The organism is Ensifer sp. Root558 (genome assembly GCF_001427045.1).
GTDB lineage: Bacteria > Pseudomonadota > Alphaproteobacteria > Rhizobiales > Rhizobiaceae > Ensifer > Ensifer adhaerens.
Genome location: NZ_LMGC01000027.1, coordinates 1 through 21,763, shown reverse-complemented (window position 1 = coordinate 21,763; position 21,763 = coordinate 1). Strand labels below are relative to the sequence as shown.

At 57.6% G+C, this 21,763-nt stretch carries 26 protein-coding genes; 14 read left to right on the top strand and 12 right to left on the bottom strand.

From position 1 onward, the window contains the following. The coding region (locus tag ASD63_RS23735) for a ferrochelatase (protein WP_200953533.1) at positions 1-258 on the top strand (258 nt) is incomplete at its 5' end. Positions 259-270: 12 nt separating this feature from the next. On the opposite strand, the gene ASD63_RS23730 is transcribed toward ASD63_RS23735, so the two are convergent. Together ASD63_RS23730 and ASD63_RS23725 are read right to left on the bottom strand one after the other, a co-directional pair. Next, the gene (locus ASD63_RS23730) at positions 271-516 is read right to left on the bottom strand and encodes a hypothetical protein (protein ID WP_210174259.1); all 246 of its coding nucleotides are present in this window, start codon (positions 514-516) and stop codon (positions 271-273) included. Between the two features lie 97 nt (positions 517-613). Next, positions 614-1,111 carry a TspO/MBR family protein gene (locus ASD63_RS23725; RefSeq protein ID WP_060529907.1) on the bottom strand — a complete coding sequence of 166 codons (498 nt, stop codon included), beginning with the start codon at positions 1,109-1,111 and terminating at the stop codon, positions 614-616. Positions 1,112-1,495: 384 nt separating this feature from the next. Here ASD63_RS23725 and ASD63_RS23720 point away from each other — a divergent pair, with 384 nt between their 5' ends. After that, positions 1,496-2,053 (top strand): fasciclin domain-containing protein, encoded by a 558-nt coding sequence (locus ASD63_RS23720; protein WP_034802194.1) that lies wholly within the window; start codon positions 1,496-1,498, stop codon positions 2,051-2,053. A 173-nt stretch (positions 2,054-2,226) separates the two neighbouring features. Here the strand turns inward: ASD63_RS23720 and ASD63_RS23715 are convergent, their stop codons facing one another. Next, positions 2,227-2,922 (bottom strand): SDR family oxidoreductase, encoded by a 696-nt coding sequence (locus tag ASD63_RS23715; RefSeq protein ID WP_060529905.1) that lies wholly within the window; start codon positions 2,920-2,922, stop codon positions 2,227-2,229. A gap of 495 nt (positions 2,923-3,417) precedes the next feature. Continuing rightward, entirely contained in the window at positions 3,418-4,332 is a 915-nt protein-coding gene (locus ASD63_RS23710; RefSeq protein WP_034802198.1) for a MurR/RpiR family transcriptional regulator, read from the bottom strand. Between the two features lie 66 nt (positions 4,333-4,398). On the opposite strand from ASD63_RS23710, the gene ASD63_RS23705 reads away from it, so the two are divergent. The 5 genes from ASD63_RS23705 to ASD63_RS23685 are packed head-to-tail and all read left to right on the top strand — an operon-like array spanning position 4,399 to position 8,568. Beyond that, the gene (locus ASD63_RS23705; RefSeq protein ID WP_082572973.1) at positions 4,399-5,175 is read left to right on the top strand and encodes a transporter substrate-binding domain-containing protein; all 777 of its coding nucleotides are present in this window, start codon (positions 4,399-4,401) and stop codon (positions 5,173-5,175) included. A gap of 54 nt (positions 5,176-5,229) precedes the next feature. Then, on the top strand, positions 5,230-5,919 hold the full coding sequence (locus tag ASD63_RS23700) for an ABC transporter permease subunit (RefSeq protein WP_034802202.1): 690 nt from the start codon (positions 5,230-5,232) through the stop codon (positions 5,917-5,919). Further along, the gene (locus ASD63_RS23695) at positions 5,916-6,659 is read left to right on the top strand and encodes an ABC transporter permease (protein ID WP_034802203.1); all 744 of its coding nucleotides are present in this window, start codon (positions 5,916-5,918) and stop codon (positions 6,657-6,659) included. Before ASD63_RS23700 ends, ASD63_RS23695 begins: the two co-directional genes overlap by 4 nt. Next, the gene (locus ASD63_RS23690; RefSeq protein WP_060529903.1) at positions 6,659-7,774 is read left to right on the top strand and encodes a M14 family metallopeptidase; all 1,116 of its coding nucleotides are present in this window, start codon (positions 6,659-6,661) and stop codon (positions 7,772-7,774) included. Before ASD63_RS23695 ends, ASD63_RS23690 begins: the two co-directional genes overlap by 1 nt. Before the next feature lie 32 nt (positions 7,775-7,806). Beyond that, entirely contained in the window at positions 7,807-8,568 is a 762-nt protein-coding gene (locus ASD63_RS23685) for an ATP-binding cassette domain-containing protein (RefSeq protein WP_034802244.1), read from the top strand. Positions 8,569-8,602: 34 nt separating this feature from the next. On the opposite strand, the gene ASD63_RS23680 is transcribed toward ASD63_RS23685, so the two are convergent. The 3 genes from ASD63_RS23680 to ASD63_RS23670 are packed head-to-tail and all read right to left on the bottom strand — an operon-like array spanning position 8,603 to position 10,402. Continuing rightward, positions 8,603-9,007, bottom strand: a complete 405-nt coding sequence (locus ASD63_RS23680; RefSeq protein ID WP_034802206.1) for a DUF2177 family protein — start codon at positions 9,005-9,007, stop codon at positions 8,603-8,605. Between the two features lie 13 nt (positions 9,008-9,020). Continuing rightward, on the bottom strand, positions 9,021-9,692 hold the full coding sequence (locus ASD63_RS23675) for a ChrR family anti-sigma-E factor (RefSeq protein ID WP_034802209.1): 672 nt from the start codon (positions 9,690-9,692) through the stop codon (positions 9,021-9,023). Then, entirely contained in the window at positions 9,689-10,402 is a 714-nt protein-coding gene (locus ASD63_RS23670) for a sigma-70 family RNA polymerase sigma factor (protein WP_309139286.1), read from the bottom strand. The genes ASD63_RS23675 and ASD63_RS23670 overlap by 4 nt, the downstream gene beginning before the upstream one ends. 89 nt (positions 10,403-10,491) lie before the next feature. Here ASD63_RS23670 and ASD63_RS23665 point away from each other — a divergent pair, with 89 nt between their 5' ends. Genes ASD63_RS23665 through ASD63_RS23655 form a run of 3 tightly spaced genes read left to right on the top strand, consistent with a single transcriptional unit; the run spans position 10,492 to position 13,861 of the window. Continuing rightward, on the top strand, positions 10,492-11,850 hold the full coding sequence (locus tag ASD63_RS23665) for an FAD-dependent oxidoreductase (protein ID WP_060529902.1): 1,359 nt from the start codon (positions 10,492-10,494) through the stop codon (positions 11,848-11,850). After that, positions 11,787-12,647 (top strand): DUF1365 family protein, encoded by an 861-nt coding sequence (locus ASD63_RS23660; RefSeq protein ID WP_348272618.1) that lies wholly within the window; start codon positions 11,787-11,789, stop codon positions 12,645-12,647. Before ASD63_RS23665 ends, ASD63_RS23660 begins: the two co-directional genes overlap by 64 nt. Beyond that, on the top strand, positions 12,644-13,861 hold the full coding sequence (locus ASD63_RS23655) for a cyclopropane-fatty-acyl-phospholipid synthase family protein (RefSeq protein ID WP_060529900.1): 1,218 nt from the start codon (positions 12,644-12,646) through the stop codon (positions 13,859-13,861). The genes ASD63_RS23660 and ASD63_RS23655 overlap by 4 nt, the downstream gene beginning before the upstream one ends. Positions 13,862-13,867: 6 nt before the next feature. On the opposite strand, the gene ASD63_RS23650 is transcribed toward ASD63_RS23655, so the two are convergent. The 4 genes from ASD63_RS23650 to ASD63_RS23635 all read right to left on the bottom strand — a co-directional run bounded on the left by ASD63_RS23650 (position 13,868) and on the right by ASD63_RS23635 (position 17,037). Continuing rightward, positions 13,868-14,674, bottom strand: a complete 807-nt coding sequence (locus ASD63_RS23650; RefSeq protein WP_060529899.1) for an SDR family NAD(P)-dependent oxidoreductase — start codon at positions 14,672-14,674, stop codon at positions 13,868-13,870. A 71-nt stretch (positions 14,675-14,745) separates the two neighbouring features. Beyond that, on the bottom strand, positions 14,746-16,074 hold the full coding sequence (locus ASD63_RS23645; protein ID WP_060529898.1) for an MFS transporter: 1,329 nt from the start codon (positions 16,072-16,074) through the stop codon (positions 14,746-14,748). A gap of 3 nt (positions 16,075-16,077) precedes the next feature. After that, positions 16,078-16,581, bottom strand: coding sequence for a DUF3833 family protein (locus tag ASD63_RS23640; protein WP_060529897.1), 504 nt, complete (start codon positions 16,579-16,581; stop codon positions 16,078-16,080). A 66-nt stretch (positions 16,582-16,647) separates the two neighbouring features. After that, positions 16,648-17,037 (bottom strand): hypothetical protein, encoded by a 390-nt coding sequence (locus ASD63_RS23635; RefSeq protein WP_034802223.1) that lies wholly within the window; start codon positions 17,035-17,037, stop codon positions 16,648-16,650. Positions 17,038-17,507: 470 nt separating this feature from the next. Here ASD63_RS23635 and ASD63_RS23630 point away from each other — a divergent pair, with 470 nt between their 5' ends. Beyond that, positions 17,508-18,275 carry an alpha/beta hydrolase gene (locus tag ASD63_RS23630; RefSeq protein WP_034802225.1) on the top strand — a complete coding sequence of 256 codons (768 nt, stop codon included), beginning with the start codon at positions 17,508-17,510 and terminating at the stop codon, positions 18,273-18,275. Positions 18,276-18,536: 261 nt separating this feature from the next. On the opposite strand, the gene ASD63_RS23625 is transcribed toward ASD63_RS23630, so the two are convergent. Then, positions 18,537-19,436, bottom strand: coding sequence for a LysR family transcriptional regulator (locus tag ASD63_RS23625; protein ID WP_034802228.1), 900 nt, complete (start codon positions 19,434-19,436; stop codon positions 18,537-18,539). Positions 19,437-19,552: 116 nt separating this feature from the next. Here ASD63_RS23625 and ASD63_RS23620 point away from each other — a divergent pair, with 116 nt between their 5' ends. From ASD63_RS23620 to ASD63_RS23610, 3 genes are all read left to right on the top strand, one after another. Further along, on the top strand, positions 19,553-20,485 hold the full coding sequence (locus ASD63_RS23620) for a VOC family protein (protein ID WP_060529896.1): 933 nt from the start codon (positions 19,553-19,555) through the stop codon (positions 20,483-20,485). Between the two features lie 134 nt (positions 20,486-20,619). Then, positions 20,620-21,309 carry a hydrolase gene (locus ASD63_RS23615; RefSeq protein ID WP_060520945.1) on the top strand — a complete coding sequence of 230 codons (690 nt, stop codon included), beginning with the start codon at positions 20,620-20,622 and terminating at the stop codon, positions 21,307-21,309. Positions 21,310-21,380: 71 nt separating this feature from the next. Beyond that, positions 21,381-21,653: a XapX domain-containing protein gene (locus ASD63_RS23610; protein WP_060520944.1), complete on the top strand. Its 273-nt coding sequence runs from the start codon at positions 21,381-21,383 to the stop codon at positions 21,651-21,653. Positions 21,654-21,763 lie beyond the last annotated feature (110 nt).

Sequence of the window (21,763 nt, the reverse complement as noted above, 5' to 3'; positions counted from 1 at the left end):
GACAAGACGGTCGAAAAACTTGCGCAGGACGGTGTCAAGCGCATTGCCGTCCTCAACCCGGGCTTCGTCTCCGACTGTCTGGAAACGTTGGAAGAGATTGCCGAGCAGGCGGCCGAAAGCTTCCATCACAATGGCGGCGAGAAGTTCACCCACATCCCCTGTCTGAACGACAGCGCCGAAGGCATGGCCGTGCTCGAACACGTCGTGCGCCGGGAGCTTGCCGGCTGGCTACAGGGAACCGGCAAGAATAACGGCTAAGGCACCCCAAATTCATTCGAATTGCCTTTGCAGACGTCCAAGCAGCAAGGTGATGTCTTCCTGGATGTCCAGGCATATTTCGCGATACCGTCTAAGGTCTTGCTCAGGAGACTGTTTCCTCAAAAGTTCGTCGACCCTCATCGCGGCAAGCGCGTAGGTCTCGAAAAGAAGATCGAATTGCTCGCCGTCCAGAGCGCCTAGCTGTTCACGATGACGAGGCAACGCAAGGGCGACGCGGGCTCGCCCGATCTTAGCCAAAGATGTCTTCATGGAGCTAGCGGCCGAGCACATTTGAGCTGTCCAGAGCGTTGCATGCGTCAAAGCGAGAACACCTATTGCCTTCGCGCCAACGCCATCAATTGAGGAACAAGATTGCGAAATTCAGTACGGCCGCAAAGGAGACCCACGCTGCCAGCGGCAAGAGGCAAAGTGCCGCTTTCTTGTCGAGGCGCCAGGCCTGCGCGATCGTTGCGAGGATAAACCCGATTTGCACGATGATGTTCACCAGGCCGGCGACCGGACTTTGCATGGCGAAGAACATCCAGGACCACAACGCATTGAGGGCGAGCTGAACGTAAAATAGCGCCAGTGCCGTCAGCCTGCCCGGCGTCCTGGCAGGGAGGATCAAGAGCCGCCAGGCAGCGTAAGCCATGAGGATGTAAAGCGTTGTCCAGACCGGAGCAAACACCCAGTTCGCAGGATTAAAACTCGGCTTTTCCAGCGCTGAATACCAGCGTTCGAGGTTTGGATAGGTCGCCAATTGTCCTAGCATGGATGTCGCGGCGACCGGTACAATCGCAAATGCCAGCGCACGGACCCATCTTCTTTTGTCAGTGGAAGTTCGTTGCAACATTCTTCTACCCCCTAATGCGGTGGCCAACGCTGACCAGACCTGTCTCATTCGGTGAGGACTGCCAGATCCGCTGGCGGCGCTGGCGAGCGGTTGCCGTCGAAGCGCGAGCCGACGGCTGACTTTTCTTGCTTTACGTATGACCTTGCTGATTGGATCAGCGAATTGAAGTTGGGATCTTACGCGGCCCGGCGAGCCCAATCCCGTTCTCACGCATTCACTGAAGCAGCGGTCCAACATTGGGTCGGTTTCCCGCAGCGTCGGTCATATCGGACGCGACGGTGATCCAGTTTGGTAAAGACGGCGTATTGATGGTGCTGGACAACGTCTGGCGAACATCGGTTGGGAACGCCCGCATGGTGCGGGCCAGCAAGGAGGAATGCACGAATGAAACGGTCCCTAAGACGTACCGCCGCGATCGCGTCTATTTTCGCTCTCGTAGCCTTCGCTGCTAATGCCGACAACCCCATGGTCGGTGGAGCGGCCATGTCCGAAAGCAAAAACATCGTGGAAAACGCAGCAAATTCGAAGGACCACACGACACTCGTTGCAGCAGTGAAAGCCGCCGGTCTCGTGGATACGCTGTCCGGTGATGGCCCGTTCACCGTGTTTGCGCCGACGAACGCAGCTTTCGATGCCTTGCCTGCCGGCACTGTCGACACACTCCTGAAACCCGAGAACAAAGAAAAGCTCGCCAAAGTGCTGACTTGTCATGTCGTGGCTGCCAATGCGCTTTCCGATGCAGTCGGCAAGATGATTGCCGATGACGGAGGGAACCATTCAGTCAAGACCGTGGGCGGTTGCACGCTTTCGGCAAAGATGGATGGCGACAAGATCACACTCACTGACGAAACGGGTGGCATTGCCACTGTAACGATCGCCGACGTCAAGCAGTCAAACGGTGTCATTCATGTGATCGACAAAGTGCTGCTTCCGAAAGCGTAGTAAAACATAAGAACGGGTCGTGGTTGACCACATGCGTTTGCCGCCGGCTAGGTCGGCGGCAAACTGGCAACATCGGTCCCTGCGCCGTTCACCGTCAAACGATGGCAATGCTTGAAATACCGGACGTTTTCGCCGTGGACCAAAGATCTAAGTGCTGTGCCCCCTAACAATGCTCACCACTCAACGGGCAGGCCTCCATAGTCGAAGAACCCTCCGGTGTTTTCCGGCGTCAACCGATCAATAACCCGGAGCATTGCACATGCGCTCTCACTGGGATCCAACCGGCGGTGGTGAGTGGAGTAGTCTGCCGTCATTTTTGTCGCGACCGTTCCTGGGTGGAGTGCGACGACCACCGCGCGCGGATGGGTGCGGCTCAGTTCTACGGAAGCTGTGCGGACGATCTGGTTGAGCGCAGCCTTCGACGCTCGGTAGGAAATCCAGCCCCCCAGGCGATTGTCTCCGATCGACCCGACCCGGGCAGACAGGAAGGCGACTATGCCGCGGTCGCTGCGGACGAGCTTCGGCGCGAAGTGTTTGAGAACGAGTGCCGGTCCAATCGCGTTCAGCGCGAATTGCCGCATCATCACATCTGGGTCGACTTGCTTGAGTGATTTTTCAGGACCCACGCCGTCGACAACAAGTCCGCCGGTCGCACAAAAAACAAGATGCAGCCCATCTACAGTCTCCGCTGCTACTGCTGCGACACTCTCTTCGTCTGTGATATCGAAGGAATTGTCCCTACGCGAGAGCGCTACAAGCTGCAGGCAATTGGGATCGGACCGGAGTTCGCCGGCGATTGCGGATCCGATGCCGCCGCTGGCTCCCAAAACAACGGCGCGGTATCCTTTAGCAAGTGACGTAAGCGGCATCTTTCAATCCTCCTCTAAACACCAAGACCCTCGTCCAGACGTTGCAGGAAAGCGCTGGCGCTTTGCCGATACTCATTTCTCCGGTCCTGCGTCATGCGCCGTCAGGTGGCGTAGGGGTGTTGAAGTCTTCGGTTTGCCGAAAGCTCTTGGTCGCCAAAAATAAAGATCAGTCTGCGACAGCATTTCATGGGGGAACACCGTTTGAAAACCCAAGAGCGTTTACGAGGGGAACGGCTCGTTGGATTATCGCATAGCGTGGCCGCGAAGGTTTTTCGGCGCAGCAGAGGGAGTTCGGCCCCTATAGAGGACTCACGCTTGGCATCGCCAAAAGTTTCCTTAGGCGACGGATATGCCCTGTCCAGCGGACGCGACGGGAGAGAGGGCGTATTTGATAGGACAACGACGCGTGAGTGGATCCTCGGCAAGTTGACCTGTGAGCGAGAGCACCGATGGCTACCCTTCGATCCTTCGTGGCCTTAAGGGATGGTGGGCTCGTCAATCGCCTTCGGTCAGGTATGACGAAATAGCCTTTGCAAGCTGCTCTGCTCGCCTGACATTGTCAGGATCCGCCAGCATGAAGTCGGACGCCAGGGCTTCGATGATTGCCATGGCCGGGACGTTTGTGGCCGAAAGAACCGGGTGTCTGGATGGCGCGAGAAGCAATCGGTCGGCGAATTGAGCCAGCGGAGCGGCTGGAGAATCCGTTATGGCGACAATTTTCGCCTTTTTGTCACGCGCAAATCTGACGATCTCGACAACATCCCTGGAATACCTGGGAAGAGATATTGCAACCAGTACGTCGCCTTCTCCAATCGACATCGCACGCGCGGCAGCCGACTCCGTTCCTCCGTATTGAGCAACATTCACAACTTCGTCTCGATAAGGTTGCAACGAAAGGACCAGCATTGCCGCGAGGTGCGCAGAAAGGCCAAAGCCTATCACGAATACCCTTCGAGCCGCTCTTATGTCACCGCAAGCAACGCGTATGTATTCGGCGGTCTGCGGGCTCTTGAGCGCGTCGATGTTGGAGCCCGTCACCTCGATGCTGAGTTCGACACCCTGGCTGCGTTTATCGAGGTCTCTTATCGAGGCATCGAGCTTGGCGACAGGCGCTATCAATTCGCTCACCATAGCGGCGATGGACGATCGAAACTCCGAAAAGCCCGCCAATCCGAGGTCTCGAACAAAACGGCTGACGCTTGAAGCCGAAGTTCCCGTTGCAGAAGCAAGTTCCTCGATGCCATGCGTTGCCACGAACATCGGGTCCCGGAGCACAAAACCGGACAGTGCCCGCTGCGAAGCCGATCCGTCCCGCAGCAGCCTGCTGAGTTCGAGACCTAAAGCAGAGGTGGCGAAGCGTCGATCGGCTTCTGCGTTCCAGGTGAGGGATGTCTGAAAATTTTCTTTCATTTGTTGACTCTATGAAAATATCCTGCCATTGAGAAGTCAGCTTAGCTGATTTTGGGAGGAAATCGCATGCGAATGAAATTTCTCGCGTCAATCGTTGCCACAACGATGCTCGCCGGTACTGCGTTTGCGGAGGATCTTCGCATAGGGGTGGAAGGAAACTATCCGCCCTTCTCAGTAGTTGCTCCCGATGGAACGCTTTCCGGCTTCGATATCGACATCGCAAATGCGATCTGTGCGAAGATGAAGAAGAACTGCGCGATGGTGCAGCAAGAATGGGACGGGATGATCCCGGCGCTTAATGCCAAGAAGTTCGATATCATCGTGGCTTCGATGACGATCAACGAAAAGCGCAAGAAGGTCGTCGACTTTTCCAACCCCTACTACGACGTCCCGTCGCGATGGGTGGCGCGCAAGGGTGACTACAAGAGCTGGTCGCCGGAAGAACTAAAGGGCAAGACGATCATCGTCCTGCGCAACTCTCCGCGGGCCGAGTATGTTGCGAAAAACTACCCTGACAGCACCGTTTTGGCGGTGGACAAGGAGCCGGCCGTCTACCTGGAACTGGCGTCGGGCCGCGGGGACATCGCCTTCGGATCGTCGGTCGTTTCGGCCGAATCTTTTCTGAAGAAGCCCGAAGGAAAGGACTTTGAGCAAGTCGGCGACACCCTCTTCTTGGGCGAGGACGCCGACGGCGGCGTCGGCATCGCCGTGCGTAAGTCAGATGGCGCTCTGCGCGAGGAAGTAAATGCCGCTCTGTCTTCCATCATGAGCGACGGTACTTACAACCAACTGTCGGGCAAATACTTCGACTTCGACGTCACGCCGCAATCGGCAAAGAAGTAGTTCTTTTCCCGCGATCGGCGCCTGGGCGGCGCCGGTCGCAAGGGGTGCTGTTCCATGTTCCAAGGTTATCTACCGATGATTCTGGGGGGGCTACGTGTGACCCTCAGCGTGGCGTCGGTCTCACTGGCGATCGCCTGTGTTATCGGCCTGATTGGCGCGTCTGCAAAGGTCTACGGCGGGAAAGCGGCAAGATTGTCGGCTGCCGCGTACACGACGACGGTGCGCGCTTTGCCGGATTTGCTTGTTATGCTCGTCGTCTTCTACGGCGGCCAGATCCTGCTCAATTCCATCTCCGAAACCTATGGGTGGGGTTATCTCGATGTCGATCCCTACATAGCCGGCGTTAGCACAATCGGCTTTGTATTCGGAGCTTACCTGACCGAGACGTTCAGGGGAGCGATCCTGAGCGTGCCGGCGGGGCAAATCGAGGCTGGCTTTGCATATGGTCTTTCCCGCTGGCAGGTGGCCTTCTACATTCTGCTGCCGCAGATGATACGGCATGCCGTGCCCGGCCTGACGAATACGTGGCTGGTCATGTTGAAAGCGACAGCGCTGGTTTCGATCATCGGGCTCGACGATATGGTCCACCGGGCCGGGCTTGCGTCTGCGGCGACGCGGGAGCCATTTACCTTCTACGCGCTTATCGGCCTCATCTATCTCGCGGTCACCACATTTTCGGTTCTCCTCTTCGGAGCGCTTGAGAAGCTTTCTTCACGCGGCGTTCGCAGCGGAGGTGCTGCATGATCGACTGGGAAATCGTTGCCGATAACCTGCCGGCATTTGCGGGCGGTCTGGTAAACACTTTGATCCTGTTGGCAACCGTCGTCGTCAGCGGTTTTGCGGTCTCGGTGCCACTGGCGCTCGTGCGCTCGATGCGGTCGCCCCATTTTTCTCGCGCGGTATGGCTGTTCACCTACGGCATCCGCGGCACGCCGCTTCTTGTTCAGCTGTTTGTCATTTACTACGGAATTGCTCAGTTCGAATTCGTGCGCAGCAGCGCGATATGGCCGCTATTCCGCTCTCCGTGGTTTTGCGCGTGGCTTGCGCTGACGATCAACACTGTCGCCTATACGACCGAGATATTCGCCGGCGCGATCCGAACCACGGCGCCAGGCGAAATCGAAGCGGCACGTTCGATCGGCTTGAGCCGCGCGGCGGTTCTCAGGTACGTGATCTGGCCATCGGCCTGGCGTCGCGCACTGCCGCAATACGGCAACGAGGTGGTAATGATGATGCATGCCACCGCCCTTGCGAGCACGGTGACGATTGTCGAGGTGATGCGGGTCGCGCGCGACGTCTACACCAATTATCTCGTGCTGGCGGAATCCTTCGGCGTCGCCGCCGCAATTTATCTGTGTCTGACCATCGGTCTCACCACTTTTTTCCGCTGGCTCGAGACGCACTTTTTGCGGCATCTCTCCCGCTCGAACGCTCCGAACGCCAGAGAGAAGCCAGCCGAGCATCTCAACCCGAAAGTTGCGTGATGAAAGAGACAATCTTTGATATCGAAGGTCAGGGACCCGGCACGCGGCATAGCTTGAAATGTGTCGAATTCGGGCGGCACGCAGACACGCCACTCGTCTATATTCAAGGTGGTCTCCATGCCGACGAGGCTCCCGGCATCATCGTCGCGCATGCGCTTTGCGAGACGTTGGCGGAGCTTGAGGCGGCCGACGCGATCTTCGGCTGCGTTCGGGTCGTTCCGGTTGCCAATCCGGTCGGGCTGTCTCAGTTTTCCCTTGGTCAGCAGGAAGGCCGTTTCGATCTTTATGACGGACGGAACTTCAACCGGCATTATCCGGATTTCGGACCCAAGCTGTCCGCCCGGCTTTCCAACCGCTTGGGCACAGACGCTAGCGCTAACACGGCCGTCATCCGCGCCGAGTTGATGGCCCTGGTTGAGGAATGGCACGTCGTCACCCCCTCGGACAACGTTCGAAAATGCCTCATGAAACTTGCGATTGATGCCGATTATGTGCTGGATCTTCATTGTGATGGAGAGGCTGAAGTTCATCTCTACACGCAACCGCATTTCGCACGGATATTCTCGTCGCTTGCGACGCGTCTTCACGCCCGAGCGGTGCTGCTTGCTGAGATCTCAGGACTCAATCCGTTCGACGAGGCCCTCGTGCGCCCATGGTTGGACCTGGCAAGAGCGCTGCCCGACGAAAACATCCCGCTTGGCTGCGCTTCGACCACCGTTGAGTTGCGCGGTCGTAGCGATGTGGATCGGCGACGCGCCTGGAGCGACGCCGAGGCGATCGTCGAGTTCCTACGCGATCTAGGGGTCGTCAAGGGTTCGGCCGCGCAGGCGCCGGCCAAGCTGTGCGAGCCCACCCCGCTCGCAGGTTCAGAAGCTGTCATTTCACCGTCTGCGGGGGTCGTGAGCTACGCACTCGACCTTGGCCATCATGTAAGGGCTGGTGATGTGATAGCTGAGATCATCGACCCGCTTTCAGGAACGGTGACGGCCGTGAAGGCGCAGACATCAGGTGTGTTCTACGCACGCGCTGACAGCCGCATCGCCGAGCGCGGTAAACGCCTTGGCAAGATCGCCGGCAACGATGTGTTCCGCAACGGTCCACTTTTAAGCCCATGAGCGCCAAGGCGCGGAGACAGACTATGACAGCGATGCTCGAAGTGACCAACATCCGAAAGAGGTTCGGCTCCGTTGAGGTGCTCAAAGGCATCTCGCTCAGCGCGAGGCGCGGAGATGTGATTTCCATGATCGGCGCGTCCGGCTCCGGAAAAAGCACGTTCTTGCGATGCCTCAATTTCCTGGAGCTCCCGTGTGAGGGCAGCTATCGGTTTCAGGGAGAAAAACTTGACCTGAGAAAGGCGTCGAGCGGAGACCTGACGGTACATGACCCCAAGAAGCTCGCTTCGATGCGCTCGCAGTTATCAATGGTCTTTCAGCAATTTAACCTGTGGGGCCACATGACGGCGAGGGAGAACGTGATGCTGGGGCCGATGCGCGTACAGGGGATAAGCCGCGCTGAGGCCGCTGAACGAGCCGACGCATACTTGGCAAAGGTTGGCGTGTCGCACCGCCGCGATGCCTTTCCGGCATTTCTCTCGGGCGGAGAACAGCAGCGAGTTGCGATCGCCCGGGCGCTCGCGATGGAACCGGAGATCATGCTTTTCGACGAGCCGACCTCGGCGCTTGATCCGGAGCTTGTCGGCGAAGTGCTTCGGGTCATGCGGGGATTGGCCGAGGAGGGAAGGACCATGATCGTCGTCACCCACGAAATGGCATTTGCCCGCGACGTTGGCAATCATGTCATCTTTCTCAGCCAAGGTGTGATCGAGGAACAGGGCGATCCACGCGACGTTCTGAGCAATCCGAGTTCCGAACGTCTTCAAAGCTTTCTTTCTTCGCGTCACACGAATTGAGCGGCCCCTGGCCGCTTCAATCTCCGAGTTGGGGTCAAATCAGCTTTTGTACGGCCGAAACGGAAAAATATCCGGCGAGAGCGGACGCCGTGGTGATGAAGACACCCCACACCATGTCCACCAAGCTTACCTCCAACGACCACCCCTTGATCGTTGCCAGATTTGTCATGTCGTAGGTGCCGAAAGCGACAAGGCCGAGCAGAGCTCCCGATACCAGTGCTGTCGTCCAACGTCCGGAGCTGAGCGCAGGTATGACGGCAAAATATGAAACACCGGTTACATAAATGACGTAAAATGCAGCGGCGGCAATGAGATTTGGATGCTCGAGCAGAAGCTCTCCAATTCGGCTGCGATAGAATTTCGACGACCCGGTCAGCCACAAAAAGTCCAAGCCGAGAAAGACGATCGCTGTCGCCACGTAGGATATCGCGTAGGTCATCCGTCGCCTCCGATCAGATCCGAAGGACAGGTTGAAGCAAACGCATAAACCAGCTCCGGAACCTGAGCGGCGCGTCGGTTACCGCCAGACAGATACAATCTTGCTCAGGCGTTGCCAAGGGCTGGTGTTCAACGCTCGGGTCTGCCTCCTCTATATCTCCGCGGGCGAACAAGAGTTCTCCGTCATTGAAGCTTCCGCTGAGCACTAGCGTCAATTCGCGCCCTCCATGGCTGTGTTCCGGCACGGGTTTTCCGGCCGGTATGCGAAGCAGACGGGCCGTTGTCGACCGATCGGCCAGCTTGATCGGAATGTGATAGGCGCCACGTCCCAGAGACTTCCATTTCAGCTCCGCCAGATCTCCTCCAAGATAGGATCGCAACGGTTCCGGGATGGTTGGCGGCGAAACGACTTGCATTACTCTCGCAGGTTGCTTCGGCGAGACGCTTGGGTGAGATTCCGCGGTTCGTAGGCGCTCTTTCAACCGATCGAAAGACGAGATTTCTATTGGCACTGGCTCCATGCTCTCGAGCAACTCTCCGGCCGTATTCTCCATCAAAGTCAGTCTTGTCCGGCAGTTGGGGCACAACGCAAGATGCGTTGCAACAGCAAGCCGCCAACCCTCTTCAAGCGTGCCGGATGCATATCCCACCAGCAATTCGTCGCTCACATGATGACGGATATTCATTTTCCGTCCTCCAGCGCAGCCCGAAGCCTCGCAAAGGCAAGTCGGATTCTCGACTTCACCGTTCCGAGCGGCAGGTTCAGCTTGGTGGCAATCGCACTGTGAGAGCAATCGTCGAAGAACGACAGCGTCAGCAATTGGATTTGTTCCTGAGGCAAGTCCTTCATGGCGTCCTTTAACCGGGTCGCATCCTGGCGTTCCGCCAGCTCGTTCTCCGCGCTTTTGGCATCGTCTGCCACAAATGCGGGGTCATTGACGTCGAAATCCGGCCTCCGGTTCTTGCGGTAGGCGTCAATACGAAGGTTGCGGGCAATCGTGAAGATCCACGTACCTGCGTTACCGCGTGTCGCTTCGAACTGGCCTGCCTTGTTCCAAACGGTGATCATCACTTCCTGCATCAATTCCTCGGCGATGTTTGGATCACGCGTAAGGCGCGCCATATAGGCCTTTACGCGCGGAGCGTAATAGCGAAACAGCGCCTCGAAAGATTCAATATCTCGCTTGCGACCGACTGCCTCGAGCAGAGAGCAGGCTTCATCTTTAGTCAGTTCCCCGCCCGGCTCTACCATGCGTCCACGCTTCTTCTGCCTCCCAAGGTCGATCAGCGGCTCATGCCCAGATCGAACAAATGGGATATCTGGAACAGCGGTAGCGGAAATCGCAAGAATTGTCTCCATGGCACCGATTACGATGCCTTCTGCTTCTTGGATCATTGTTGTCCAAAATTTTTCAAGGTGATCAATCCGATCGGGAGATTTTTTCGTAGTGCGTTCGTAATTGTTCGTCAGATTGAGGGGATAACATGCGGTTTGATCGGGGTATGAGGGGTGAATTCGGGCAACGGCGTGTCGCTGTGATTGGCGCCGGTATCTCGGGAATGTCCGCGGCTTGGCTACTCGGTAAAAGCTTAGAGGTCGTTCTTTACGAAGCCGGCGACAAACCTGGCGGTCATGCCAACACCGTCCTCGCGCCGACGGCTGTTGGACCGGTTCCGGTCGATACCGGGTTCATCGTGTACAACGATCGCAACTATCCCAACCTTGTAGCGCTGTTTGACCACCTTGACGTCCCGACCCAAGCTTCCAATATGTCGTTCTCCGCTTCATTGGATGGCGGGGCATTCGAATACTCGGGCTCTGGATTGACAGGCTTGTTCGGTCAACCGTTAAACGCACTTCGTCCGCGCTTCTGGAGAATATTGTCAGACATTTTGCGCTTCTATCGAGAAGCTCCCAAAGCTCTTAATCGGCTAAATCTCGCTAGCAAGACGCTGGGGGAGTATCTCGACGAGAATGGCTACAGCAATGCCTTTGTTACCGATCATCTCCTTCCCATGGGCGCTGCGATCTGGTCCACAACGACCAAACGCATGCGTGATTATCCGCTGCATGCCTTCATTCGATTCTGCGACAGTCATGGTTTGCTTGCATTGACGGACAGACCTCGTTGGCGAACCGTAACCGGCGGAAGCCGAGAATATGTCAGCAGGCTGATGTCGGACTATTGCGGCGAGCTTCGGACAAGCAGGGCAGTCCGGGAGATCCGCCGCGAGGTGGGGACGGTGGTCATAACAGATCGTGATGGCAATCGTGACACTTTCACGGATGTGGTCATCGCGACTCACGCCGATCTAGCGCTGGCGATGCTTGCCGAGCCTGACGCACGTGAAAGAGAGCTGTTGTCCGCGATCAGCTACACAAGCAATAAGGCGGTTCTGCACTCAGATACCTCATTGATGCCCAGGCGGCGAAACGTGTGGTCGAGCTGGAACTACATTGGCGCGTCGGATGATTGCGGTGAGCGCCAGCTTTGTGTGACCTACTGGATGAACCGATTGCAAGGGATCGATCCGGCGGCGCCGCTTTTTGTGACGCTGAACCCGCATCAAAAGATAGCCACTGAGCGGATAATCGCGACATTCGATTATGACCATCCTCTGTTTGATCAGCGAGCGTTGGCGTCTCAAAAGGAGCTTTGGGATCTCCAAGGACGCGGCGGTGTCTGGTTTTGCGGGGCCTACTTCGGCAGCGGATTTCACGAAGACGGACTGCAGTCCGGGCTTGCGGTTGCCGAGGACATCTCCGGCGAGCGGCGTCCATGGACGGTCCGCGACGATTCTGGCAGGCTCCCCTGCGAGATCGGTTACGCGGCGGCTCAATGATGTCGAGGTCGGCTCTTTACAGCGGGCAAGTGTGCCACGTTCGGTTTAGACCCCGCCGGCATAAGCTTTCCTACAGGGTCTTTTCGCTGCTCCTCGATCTGGACGAGTTGGCTTGGCTGGACAGCAAGTTGCGCCTGTTCGGCCATAATCGCTTTGCTCTGTTCAGTTTTCGCGACAGCGATCACGGGGATGGTGAAGTAGGCGCGCTACGCAGTTGGGTCGAACGGCAACTTTCCGAGGCCGGGGTGGACGTGAAGCAGCTGCGTATCCGTGTGCTATGTTATCCCCGCATACTCGGCTACGTTTTCAACCCTTTGACGGTCTTTTACTGTGAGGCAAGCGATGGCCAAGTCCGGGCCGTTCTCTATGAGGTCTGCAACACATTCCACGAACGCCATACCTATGTCATTCCGGTGAGCGACGACGAGGGCGGAGCGATCCGGCAGTCGTGCGTCAAAGAACTTTACGTTTCTCCGTTTGTACCCATGGATTGCCGCTATGAGTTCAACCTCAGGCCGCCGGGGGAAACCGTGTTCGTCGGCATAACCGAAAACGATTGTGACGGGCGACTTCTCACGGCTGTATTTTCCGGAGAAAGGGAAGAGATCTCGGATAAGAGGCTTTTTCTAACCTTCCTGAAACACCCCATGATGACAGTAAAAGTAATGGGTGCGATCCATTGGGAGGCGCTCAAGATCTGGCTAAAGGGCATGCCCGTGCATCGTCATCGACCGGCGGACCTGCGGGTCGCCACAACGATTGTCTCCCGTTTCGAACAGAAAGACACCTTGGCATGAGCGAGCTTGATCAGGGTGCGGCATTTTCAATATCGTCGGGCCGCCCGCTGTGGCAAAGAATAGTATGCGGTTGGCTTGCCCGTATCAAACGCGGGCAGTTGCGCGCGGAGTTCCCCTGTGGGGCAGTCCATTTGGTCAAAGGCGACGTCCCCGGTCCGACTGCAGCGATCGTCTTTACGAACTCAAGAGCGGTCTGGCGTATGCTCACAAGCGGCAGCCTCGGGTTTGCTCGATCCTATCTTGATGGCGACTGGGAGACGCCAGACCTGGGAACGCTTATGGATTTGGCGCTTGCCAACGAAGAGACCCTCAAGCCAGCTCTCGCCTCTCGGCCGCTAATAAGCCGCCTCGCTTACCTCCGGCATCTGTTCAGACGAAACTCCCGTGCCGGGAGCCGCCGAAATATCGCGTTCCATTACGACCTCGGGAACGATTTCTACCGCGCATGGCTCGATGAGACGATGACGTACTCTGCCGCCATCTTTGAGCGGCAAGGGCAGTCACTCGGTGAAGCCCAACAAGCCAAGTACGACAGGATCCTAAGTGAGCTTCGAATCGGTCCGCAAGATCATGTTCTTGAGATCGGTTGCGGCTGGGGCGGGTTTATGGAGTACGCGGCCTCGCGCACGGGGTGTCGCATTACCGGGCTGACTTTGTCGAAGGAGCAGGCCGACTTTGCGAGAGCTCGGCTGGCAAACAAGGGATTGTCTCCGTTGGCCGAGGTGCGGCTGCAAGACTATAGGGATTGTGAAGGACGTTTCACCAAGATCGTCTCAATAGAGATGTTCGAAGCCGTGGGAGAGGAGAATTGGCCGGTTTACTTTGCGAAGCTGCGCACGAACCTCGCTCCTGACGGACAAGCGCTGATCCAGGTCATCACGATCGACGAGAGGCGGTATGAGCGGTATCGGCGAAACGCCGATTTCATTCAAACCTATGTGTTTCCCGGTGGCATGCTGCCTTCTGCGGCAGTCTTCAGGCAGGAGGCTGTCACTTCCGGCCTACGGGTGCGGGATGCATTTTCTTTCGGCCGTGACTACGAGAAAACCCTGCTTTTGTGGGAAGGTGCTTTCCTCAAAAGTTGGCACAAGATTGAATCCGCTGCATTCGACGAACGGTTCAAGCGCTTGTGGCGCTACTACCTTCACTACTGCGCCGCCGGGTTTCGAAACGGGACCATCGATGTCTACCAGTTCCGGCTCGAACCAACGTGACGGAGGTCAGGTCTGCTCCTCACGCAACATGCGGCGCGTCAAGGCGAACCTCAGGCCCGGAGGAAGCGCCTTCAATAGCTTCAAGACCACTTTCATCCTCCACGGGAATGCGATCTCGAACGTCCCCCGCTCAAGCCCGCGCATGATGTATTCCGCCGCACTTTCCGAAGAGATCAGGAACGGCATTGGAAAGTCATTCTGACGTGTCAAAGGCGTATCGACAAATCCTGGATTGATAATTGTCATCTGAACGCCTTGCCGTTCAAGTTCGGGATAAAGGGCCTCGCACATGTTGATCAAGGCGGCTTTGGTCGCGCCGTAGCCCGCGGCACCAGGAAGACCGGTGTAGCCTGCCACAGATGCCATGACTGCAATCCGTCCCGACCGGCGCGTCGTCATTGCTGGCATGATCGCCTGCAAACAGTTCACGGTTCCCATGATGTTGAGCCCGACCATCTCTCCGATCGACGCGGCGTCGAAGGTCGACAGGCTATCGCGCCGGTACGTTCCTGCGCCGAAGACCGCAAGGGAAATCGGACCCAGGCGCATTTCAATGTCGCGTACGGTGTCTTCTGCCGCTTCGCGGTCGGTCACATCGAGGGGAAAAGAATGGATCTTGTTCTCCAGCGATTGTGCGAGAGTATCGAGCTCCACCGAGTTGCGCGCGCTTATGGCGACGGTCCAGCCGTCAAGTGCCAAACGGAGTGCAAGCGATTTCCCGATGCCGGAGCTTGCGCCGGTAACCCACGCCACCTTTCGACGATCCGTCTCGTGCAAGGCGTGATTGTTGATTAAATCGCGACCGATAGTCATGGAAACCTACCTCAGTGGGCGATGGGGAAAACGTGTCATCAACCTGGCAGCCGTAGACGAGCGCAATACCGTCAAGTCCGGCCAATAAGCTCTCGTTGGGCCACACGATCGATCGGAAAGCCCCACATGAGCCCGATTGCTGCGAGCTTCGGGACGATTGGTACCCAGGCGTAAAGCAACGAAAGACCCTTGAGAGCGTCGGGCGACGAACGATCTTGAGCCGGGTCGAAGCCAATCAGACTGAGCATGGGAAACGTCACCCCGACTGCTGTCGCCAGAGAGAGCTTCGTGGCAAGTGCCCACGCCGCGAAATACATGCCGGAACGCTGAGAGCCTGAGACTGCTGTGTCGTTGTCGATTACGTCTGCCTGCATGGATGGAGGCAAAACAAGGTCGAAGGCGAGCAGAAGACCGGTGCACACGCATATCGCACCAAAGGCGACCAGGTCTCCGTCGCCGAGAAATCCTGATACCGCAAAGATCGAGCACGTCACCAGCATAGCGCCGCTCCAGGCCTTGTGCTTGCTCCAGCGCCTTGCGGCCTTTACTGCGAGCGGTACGCCAAGAACTGCGCATGCGAAATAGAGTAGGAGAAACGGGCCGCGCCATTCCGCAGCTCCCAGACGCCCTGAGACAAAGTAAAGAAACAAAGTAGCTGGGATTGCGTTTGCAAATCCATTCAAAAGAAAAGCGGCGATGAGACGCAGGAACGGCCGGTTCTTCGACATGAAAACCAGGCTTTGCATCAGGCCAAACTCCCGCGTCGACCGATTGACGGGTTCGGGGACGAAAACGAAAGCCATAAGCCCTGTGAGCGGAAGCAAGACCGCGACAAGAACGGCTACCGCCTTTAGCCCATCGGCGTTATTTGCCCCAGCCGTCCCAACAGCGAAGGGGAGGCTGATGGCCGATAAAGTCCCGATAAGCGTCGCGCCTTCGCGGAAAGCTGCAACGCGTGTTCGCTCGGCATAGTCGGTTGAAAGTTCTGCCCCCCAGGCAGTGTAGGGCAGAGAGGACCAGGTAAAGCCAAGTGACAAAAGCCCACCCCATATAAGCAGATAGCCGAGCCCGATTGTTTGAGGCGGCCAAAAAAGCATGAACGCGGCGACCGCGGTTAGCGGAATTGACGCAAGAAAAAAGCCACGCCGGCGACCGCCAACGCCATTCCACCGGTCGGCAAGCCAGCCGAATAAAGGATCACTCGCTGCATCAAGAAGACGAATGGCAAAAAGTGCACCGCCGACGGCCGCGACCGGTAGTCCCATGACTTCGGAGTAAAACGTCGGAACGATGACGAAAAGCGGCAGCGCAAGCGCCGCCAATGGGAACGCTGGAAGCGCATAGAGGATGAGTGTCGAAGGGTGTGACCTGGATGCTCGTCTGCTAGACACTTTCCACATCAGTCACTGTCTCCTGAATTCGACACGCGTCCAGGCAACCGGCAATCCGAATTTCGTCACATAGGCGGTATTGAGGACACGACCGTCATTGTTCAATGTCATGGTGTCGTGAAAGCGAACTTTGTTCTTGCGGTTTTTTGAGTCGAGGATGACCAGATAGCTGAAGCGCGCGACATTATCTTTAATCCGCACCTGCGTCTCTCCAATCACGTCCTCGCGCGTACCCCTGTATCTGCCGGGTCCATCCTTTATGAACCGCCACGTCTTGCGATCTCGACTGCCGTCATCGAACCTGAAATCTTCCCTGAGCGTCAGGGTGCGGCCGTCCCATTTTCCGACCAACTGGACTTCGAATGTCCTTTTAACCCCGGTGATGCTTTGAAAGCTTCCCTCGGCGCTCGACTTGCCTGTAAAGAAGCTTTCAAGCGAAAAGGACCCGGCGGCCGCTGGCGCAACCAATGCAAGGTTCATGGCGAGGACCGTAAGAAAAACGCTGAAGATGCGCATGCATTTCCTCCGTCAAATCGATTGCGCGGCATAAGCTTCAATTCGCGGCCTCCTTTCGCTGCCACATCAAAGCTCGGGACCTATTCGGGCGATACCGGTCTTTCCGTCGTTCCGGATCCACTTCAGCTTTTTCTGTTCGACCCGGTAGAGCTCAAAACACATCGGGCGACCGTCGTACCAGGTGCGAAACTGCTGGCAGAGACGGTCAGACTGTATCCACCAAGTGCCGGTGTCTTTGGGTTTGACGAACCGGCCGAGGCCCAAAGCTTCGCCGTCACCGTCGACACTGCCACTTCTTCGATAGTTTAGCGGGAATTCCCCACCCAATGGAGCTTCAAGGAAGATGCGCCTGCCGACGATCTCTCCCTTGATCTCGTTTGCTCTGTATTGCTCCGCAGCGGCCTCTGACGGTACGGCTGCGCACACAGCTGCGATCGCTATTGCGGTTCGGAACATGGCTCGTTCGTTCGCTCCCGTTGTTTTTCGTCAGCCTGGATTACGAGAAGTGGGCGCGGTTGGATCAGTCCGGATGAGCCTTGTCGTGATTTCGATAAGCGCCACGATCCGCGCCTCATTCGTATTCGTATAAAAAACTGAACCTACCGCGGCAGATGCTCCATCGCGTGCCGGAGGCAGTCAGGCGACCCATTACAGCTGGAAGAAAAATACGCCGGTATATTGCCGCCGGAGATTGGAAAAGCTGAAGCAGCTGAAGGATGAGAATGCGCGGCCGGACCCTCGCAGTGGCGATCTGCGACGCAAAATAGCGCTCTGGCTTCGTTGCGCAAAAAAAATTAGTCGCGCGCGATCTATTAGCGCGGTTGACATGTCTCTTTTGAGGCAATATAGATTGTGCACAAACTAATCGGGCGCGATAAAAACTCCCTCGTAGCCTGTATTGGACCGAAGCCACAAAGGATATCGTCATGTTTAAACTCGCTGCGACCGTTGCCTTAATCGCCGCTCTCCTGTCCGGCGGGGCTGTTGCCCAGCCCGCAAAGCCCACAGTCGTTCTCGTTCACGGCGCTTTCGCCGATGCGTCGAGCTGGAATGGTGTGACGAAGATCCTTCAGAAAAACGGGTTCACGGTCGTTGCCGCTGCCAATCCACTGCGCAGTGTCGCAGGCGATGCGGCCTATGTTTCAGACATCATCTCGAGCATCAAAGGATCCGTCGTCCTCGTTGGGCATTCCTACGGAGGCCAGGTGATCTCGACCGCGGCAAACGGCAAGGACAACGTCAAGTCGCTGGTCTACGTTGCAGCCTTCGCTCCGGAAGCTGGAGAAGCAGCTGCCGATCTCGCCGGTAAGTTCCCCGGGGGCACGCTTGGCCAAGCGCTCGCCGCCCCGGTAAAGCTGATAGGTGGCGGCGTCGATCTTTCCATCGACCAGGCGAAGTTTCACGACCAGTTCGCCCACGATGTTTCAATCGAGGATGCGGCACTGATGGCCGCCGGCCAGCGCCCGATCACCGAAGCTGCCTTGACGGAAAAGTCAGGTTCGCCCGCCTGGAAGACGCTGCCCTCCTATTTCATCTATGGGGACGGCGACAAGAACATCCCAGCGAAGGCACTCGGCTTCATGGCCGAACGGGCGGCCTCCAAGCACACTGTCGTAATCGAGGGTGCATCCCACGTTGTGATGGTGTCGCAGCCCCAAGCCGTAGCAGACGTGATCGAAGAGGCTGCGAAGTAGTCTCTGAAAACTCCAGTGACCAAAGCCGTCACCCGAGAGGGTGGCGGCTTTGCCGTGACGGGGCGGTTCAGCCATTGCGGCGGCGCCGACGGGCCGAGGCGTGTGCTAGCGCTTCAGTGACAGCATCGGCGAGGCGCTGCTGTTCGACGCCATCCTGCGGGCGAAGCGCCGGTGCTGACGCGCGCGAACCCTGCGTCAGAATGACTGAACGCCAGGCGCTAACAGCCGCATCGGGTTGTAGCTCCGGATCCATTTCGCTCGTCAATCAAGCATGATCATGTGAGCCGGCAACTGTTCTTCGAAGAATTTCGAGAAGGTCGCTATGCGGGGCGGCAGCGCTTGATAAGGCGGATAGTATAGGGTCAGCCAAAGTTCCGGGGGCGACCAGCCTTGAAGGACATGGACGAGGCGACCGCTGCGGACTCGCTCCGCGATATGAAATCCCGGAAGCATGGCAACGCCCGCTCCATCGGCGGCCATGTCGGCAAGCACCTCGCCGCTGTTGGCGCTGAACGCCCTCCCGGCCGTGATGGTCGTGCTCGATCCGCCATCAGAAAGGTGCCAGGTCTCCCGCCTGCTTTCGCCGCTGTATGCAAGGCAGTCGTCCGGCGTCAACTCGCTCGGGTGGTCCATCTCGGTGAACCGGGTGCCCGGCGCCGCCACCAAAATTCTCGGCACGGCCCGGATCTTGCGCCATATCGTAAACTTGTCCGATGGCTGGGATGAGATGCGGATCGCGAGATCGTAGTCATCATCGACGATGTTGACCAAGCCGTCCGAGAGCGAGATTTCAAACGACATTTTTGGATAGAGTTCTCGGAAGCCGGACAGGATCGACGGTAGAACGGTTTTACCGAGCCAAGTCGGAGCGCTTATTCGCAAGCGACCCTGGTCCGCCTTATGAGCGTTTCTTACGTCGCGTCTGGCGCTTTCCAGCGCCTCTAGGGACGGCTGGATTTGCGCGGCAAAGACGGCGCCGTCCGTCGTCAGCGAAACCTGGCGCGTTGTCCGCACAAACAGCTGCACGCCGAGATCGTCTTCGAGCGCGGCGATCGCCCGCGTAACTGCGGCCGGCGTCATATCAAGCTCGCGTGCAACCTGCGCGAAGTTGCGCTTCTCAGCCGCCATAAGGAAGGTCTTCAGGGCTTTGTAGTCGTTCATCGCATTGTTTCAATTTCTGCAATTCATTCGAGATAAATATTGCAATTCTTTGCGCCAATCAACCCGGCTATAACCTTGTCTATCGACGGACAACGTCAACGGAAAGGGCACTGGCCATGATCAAGGATATCAAGGGACTGCATCACGTCACTTCGATGGCGTCGGACGCGCAAAAGAACAACAGGTTTTTCACCAACACGCTCGGCCTGCGCCGGGTGAAGAAGACGGTCAACTTCGACGAGCCCAGTGTCTACCACCTCTATTACGGTGATGAGTTGGGCACGCCCGGAACGGTCATGACCTACTTTCCCTTTCCCCATATAATGACCGGACGGCCCGGTGTCGGCGAAGTCGGCGAAACCCAGTTCTCTATCCCGAAAGGAACGCTTAGTTTCTGGAAGGAGCGCCTGGTTGCTCAAGGTGTCGGTGGCATGCAGGCTGAAACGGTCTTCGACGCAGAGCGCTTGCGCTTCACAGGCCCTGATGGCGATGGCCTCGCTTTGGTCGAAACGGCTATCGACGGGCGGGCGCCATGGCTTGGTGAGGGTATCTCGGAGGACAACGCCATTCGCGGCTTTACCGGCGCCCGTTTCAATCTGCACGACACTGCTGCGACCGAGGAATTGCTGCGCTTTATGGGCTATGAGATTGCCGGAGTGGAAGGAGACGTCACGCGATTGATCCTTCCTGGTGGCAACGGTGCAGACACCATTGAACTGGCGGCCTTGCCGAAGACGCCATTCGCCCGTCAGGGGGCGGGTTCGGTCCACCATATCGCTTTTGCGGTCGAAAATCGGGAAAAGCAACTCGAAGTGCGCAAGGCCCTGATGGATACCGGCTACCAGGTAACCCCCGTTATCGACCGGGACTATTTCTGGGCGATCTATTTCCGGACACCCGGTGGTATCTTGTTCGAGATTGCAACCAACGAGCCCGGCTTCGACCGTGACGAGGACACCGCCCATCTCGGCGAGGCGTTGAAGCTTCCGAACCGTTACGAGCCTTTCCGCAACAAGATCGAGGCCGGTCTGGTTCCGCTTGCCGCTTAGAACCCGTCGAATCTGATACGCACGACTTAACCAACCGACAACCTTGAGCCGGCTACTCGCGCCAGCCGGCTCGTCTCCGAAACCCTTCTCATTTCAACCGTCGCACGCCGGCGACACCAAACGGAGTATTCCAGATGTCCAAGCTCGAAGTTCTGACCCCGCAAAACAGCCAGCTTATCTTTATCGACCAGCAGCCGCAGATGGCTTTCGGCGTGCAGTCGATCGATCGCCAGGCTCTGAAGAACAACGTCGTCGGCCTCGGAAGGGCTGCCAAGATCTTCAACATCCCGACGACGATCACCACTGTCGAAACCGAGTCCTTCTCCGGCCACACCTATCCTGAACTGCTCGCCGTGTTCCCGGAAAACGACATCCTTGAGCGCACTTCGATGAACTCCTGGGATGATCAGAACGTCCGTGATGCCCTGGCGAAGAACGCCGCCAACGGTCGCAAGAAGATCATCGTCTCGGGGCTCTGGACCGAGGTCTGCAACACCACCTTCGCGCTTTCAGCCCTCCATGATGTTCCGGACTACGAAATCTACATGGTCGCCGACGCGTCGGGCGGCACCTCGGCCGACGCCCACAAATATGCGATGGACCGCATGGTCCAGGTTGGCGTCATTCCGGTCACCTGGCAGCAGGTACTGCTCGAATGGCAGCGCGATTGGGCTCGCAAGGAAACCTACGACGCCGTCACTTCGCTGGTGAAGGAGCACTCCGGTGCCTATGGCATGGGCATCGACTATGCCTACACCATGGTCCACAAGGCCGGCGAACGCGTCACCCACGGCAAGCGGATCGGCCCGAACCCGGTCAAGTGATGCAGTAGGCAGCCGCTCTGACCGGGTCGAACCGGTAAGGGCGGCAGCCTCAACAGGTGAGGATCACCCGCATGAAACTTTACCTCATGTCACTCGGCGCCGGACTTCTGGTCGGAATCGTCTACAGCCTCCTCAATGTCCGTTCGCCAGCGCCCCCGGTCATTGCCCTTGTCGGCCTTCTTGGGATTCTGCTCGGCGAACAGATCGTCCCCTTTGCCAAGACCCTGTGGAGCAACGAGACGGCTGCAATCTCGTGGATCAACCAGGTCAAGCCGCACATGTTCGGCCACCTCCCGGGCGGACAGACAGCGGCTCGCAAAGTTAACGATCGCGAGAGTGTCTGATCATGCCGACAAGACGCTCGTTCCTCGGTGCCGCCTCGTCGCTGGCGCTGCCCGCTCTCTTCCCGTCGGCCCGCACCGCCGGCGCCCAACAGACCGGAGATACTTCGATG

Bases quoted from the DNA above. Each gene is read 5' to 3' on its own strand.
- ASD63_RS23725 (WP_060529907.1), bottom strand. From the start codon at position 1,111: ATGTTGCAACGAACTTCCACTGACAAAAGAAGATGGGTCCGTGCGCTG.
- ASD63_RS23720 (WP_034802194.1), top strand. From the start codon at position 1,496: ATGAAACGGTCCCTAAGACGTACCGCCGCGATCGCGTCTATTTTCGCT.
- ASD63_RS23715 (WP_060529905.1), bottom strand. From the start codon at position 2,922: ATGCCGCTTACGTCACTTGCTAAAGGATACCGCGCCGTTGTTTTGGGA.
- ASD63_RS23710 (WP_034802198.1), bottom strand. From the start codon at position 4,332: ATGAAAGAAAATTTTCAGACATCCCTCACCTGGAACGCAGAAGCCGAT.
- ASD63_RS23705 (WP_082572973.1), top strand. From the start codon at position 4,399: ATGCGAATGAAATTTCTCGCGTCAATCGTTGCCACAACGATGCTCGCC.
- ASD63_RS23700 (WP_034802202.1), top strand. From the start codon at position 5,230: ATGTTCCAAGGTTATCTACCGATGATTCTGGGGGGGCTACGTGTGACC.
- ASD63_RS23695 (WP_034802203.1), top strand. From the start codon at position 5,916: ATGATCGACTGGGAAATCGTTGCCGATAACCTGCCGGCATTTGCGGGC.
- ASD63_RS23690 (WP_060529903.1), top strand. From the start codon at position 6,659: ATGAAAGAGACAATCTTTGATATCGAAGGTCAGGGACCCGGCACGCGG.
- ASD63_RS23685 (WP_034802244.1), top strand. From the start codon at position 7,807: ATGCTCGAAGTGACCAACATCCGAAAGAGGTTCGGCTCCGTTGAGGTG.
- ASD63_RS23680 (WP_034802206.1), bottom strand. From the start codon at position 9,007: ATGACCTACGCGATATCCTACGTGGCGACAGCGATCGTCTTTCTCGGC.
- ASD63_RS23675 (WP_034802209.1), bottom strand. From the start codon at position 9,692: ATGAATATCCGTCATCATGTGAGCGACGAATTGCTGGTGGGATATGCA.
- ASD63_RS23670 (WP_309139286.1), bottom strand. From the start codon at position 10,402: ATGATCCAAGAAGCAGAAGGCATCGTAATCGGTGCCATGGAGACAATT.
- ASD63_RS23665 (WP_060529902.1), top strand. From the start codon at position 10,492: ATGCGGTTTGATCGGGGTATGAGGGGTGAATTCGGGCAACGGCGTGTC.
- ASD63_RS23660 (WP_348272618.1), top strand. From the start codon at position 11,787: ATGGACGGTCCGCGACGATTCTGGCAGGCTCCCCTGCGAGATCGGTTA.
- ASD63_RS23655 (WP_060529900.1), top strand. From the start codon at position 12,644: ATGAGCGAGCTTGATCAGGGTGCGGCATTTTCAATATCGTCGGGCCGC.
- ASD63_RS23650 (WP_060529899.1), bottom strand. From the start codon at position 14,674: ATGACTATCGGTCGCGATTTAATCAACAATCACGCCTTGCACGAGACG.
- ASD63_RS23645 (WP_060529898.1), bottom strand. From the start codon at position 16,074: ATGTGGAAAGTGTCTAGCAGACGAGCATCCAGGTCACACCCTTCGACA.
- ASD63_RS23640 (WP_060529897.1), bottom strand. From the start codon at position 16,581: ATGCGCATCTTCAGCGTTTTTCTTACGGTCCTCGCCATGAACCTTGCA.
- ASD63_RS23635 (WP_034802223.1), bottom strand. From the start codon at position 17,037: ATGTTCCGAACCGCAATAGCGATCGCAGCTGTGTGCGCAGCCGTACCG.
- ASD63_RS23630 (WP_034802225.1), top strand. From the start codon at position 17,508: ATGTTTAAACTCGCTGCGACCGTTGCCTTAATCGCCGCTCTCCTGTCC.
- ASD63_RS23625 (WP_034802228.1), bottom strand. From the start codon at position 19,436: ATGAACGACTACAAAGCCCTGAAGACCTTCCTTATGGCGGCTGAGAAG.
- ASD63_RS23620 (WP_060529896.1), top strand. From the start codon at position 19,553: ATGATCAAGGATATCAAGGGACTGCATCACGTCACTTCGATGGCGTCG.
- ASD63_RS23615 (WP_060520945.1), top strand. From the start codon at position 20,620: ATGTCCAAGCTCGAAGTTCTGACCCCGCAAAACAGCCAGCTTATCTTT.
- ASD63_RS23610 (WP_060520944.1), top strand. From the start codon at position 21,381: ATGAAACTTTACCTCATGTCACTCGGCGCCGGACTTCTGGTCGGAATC.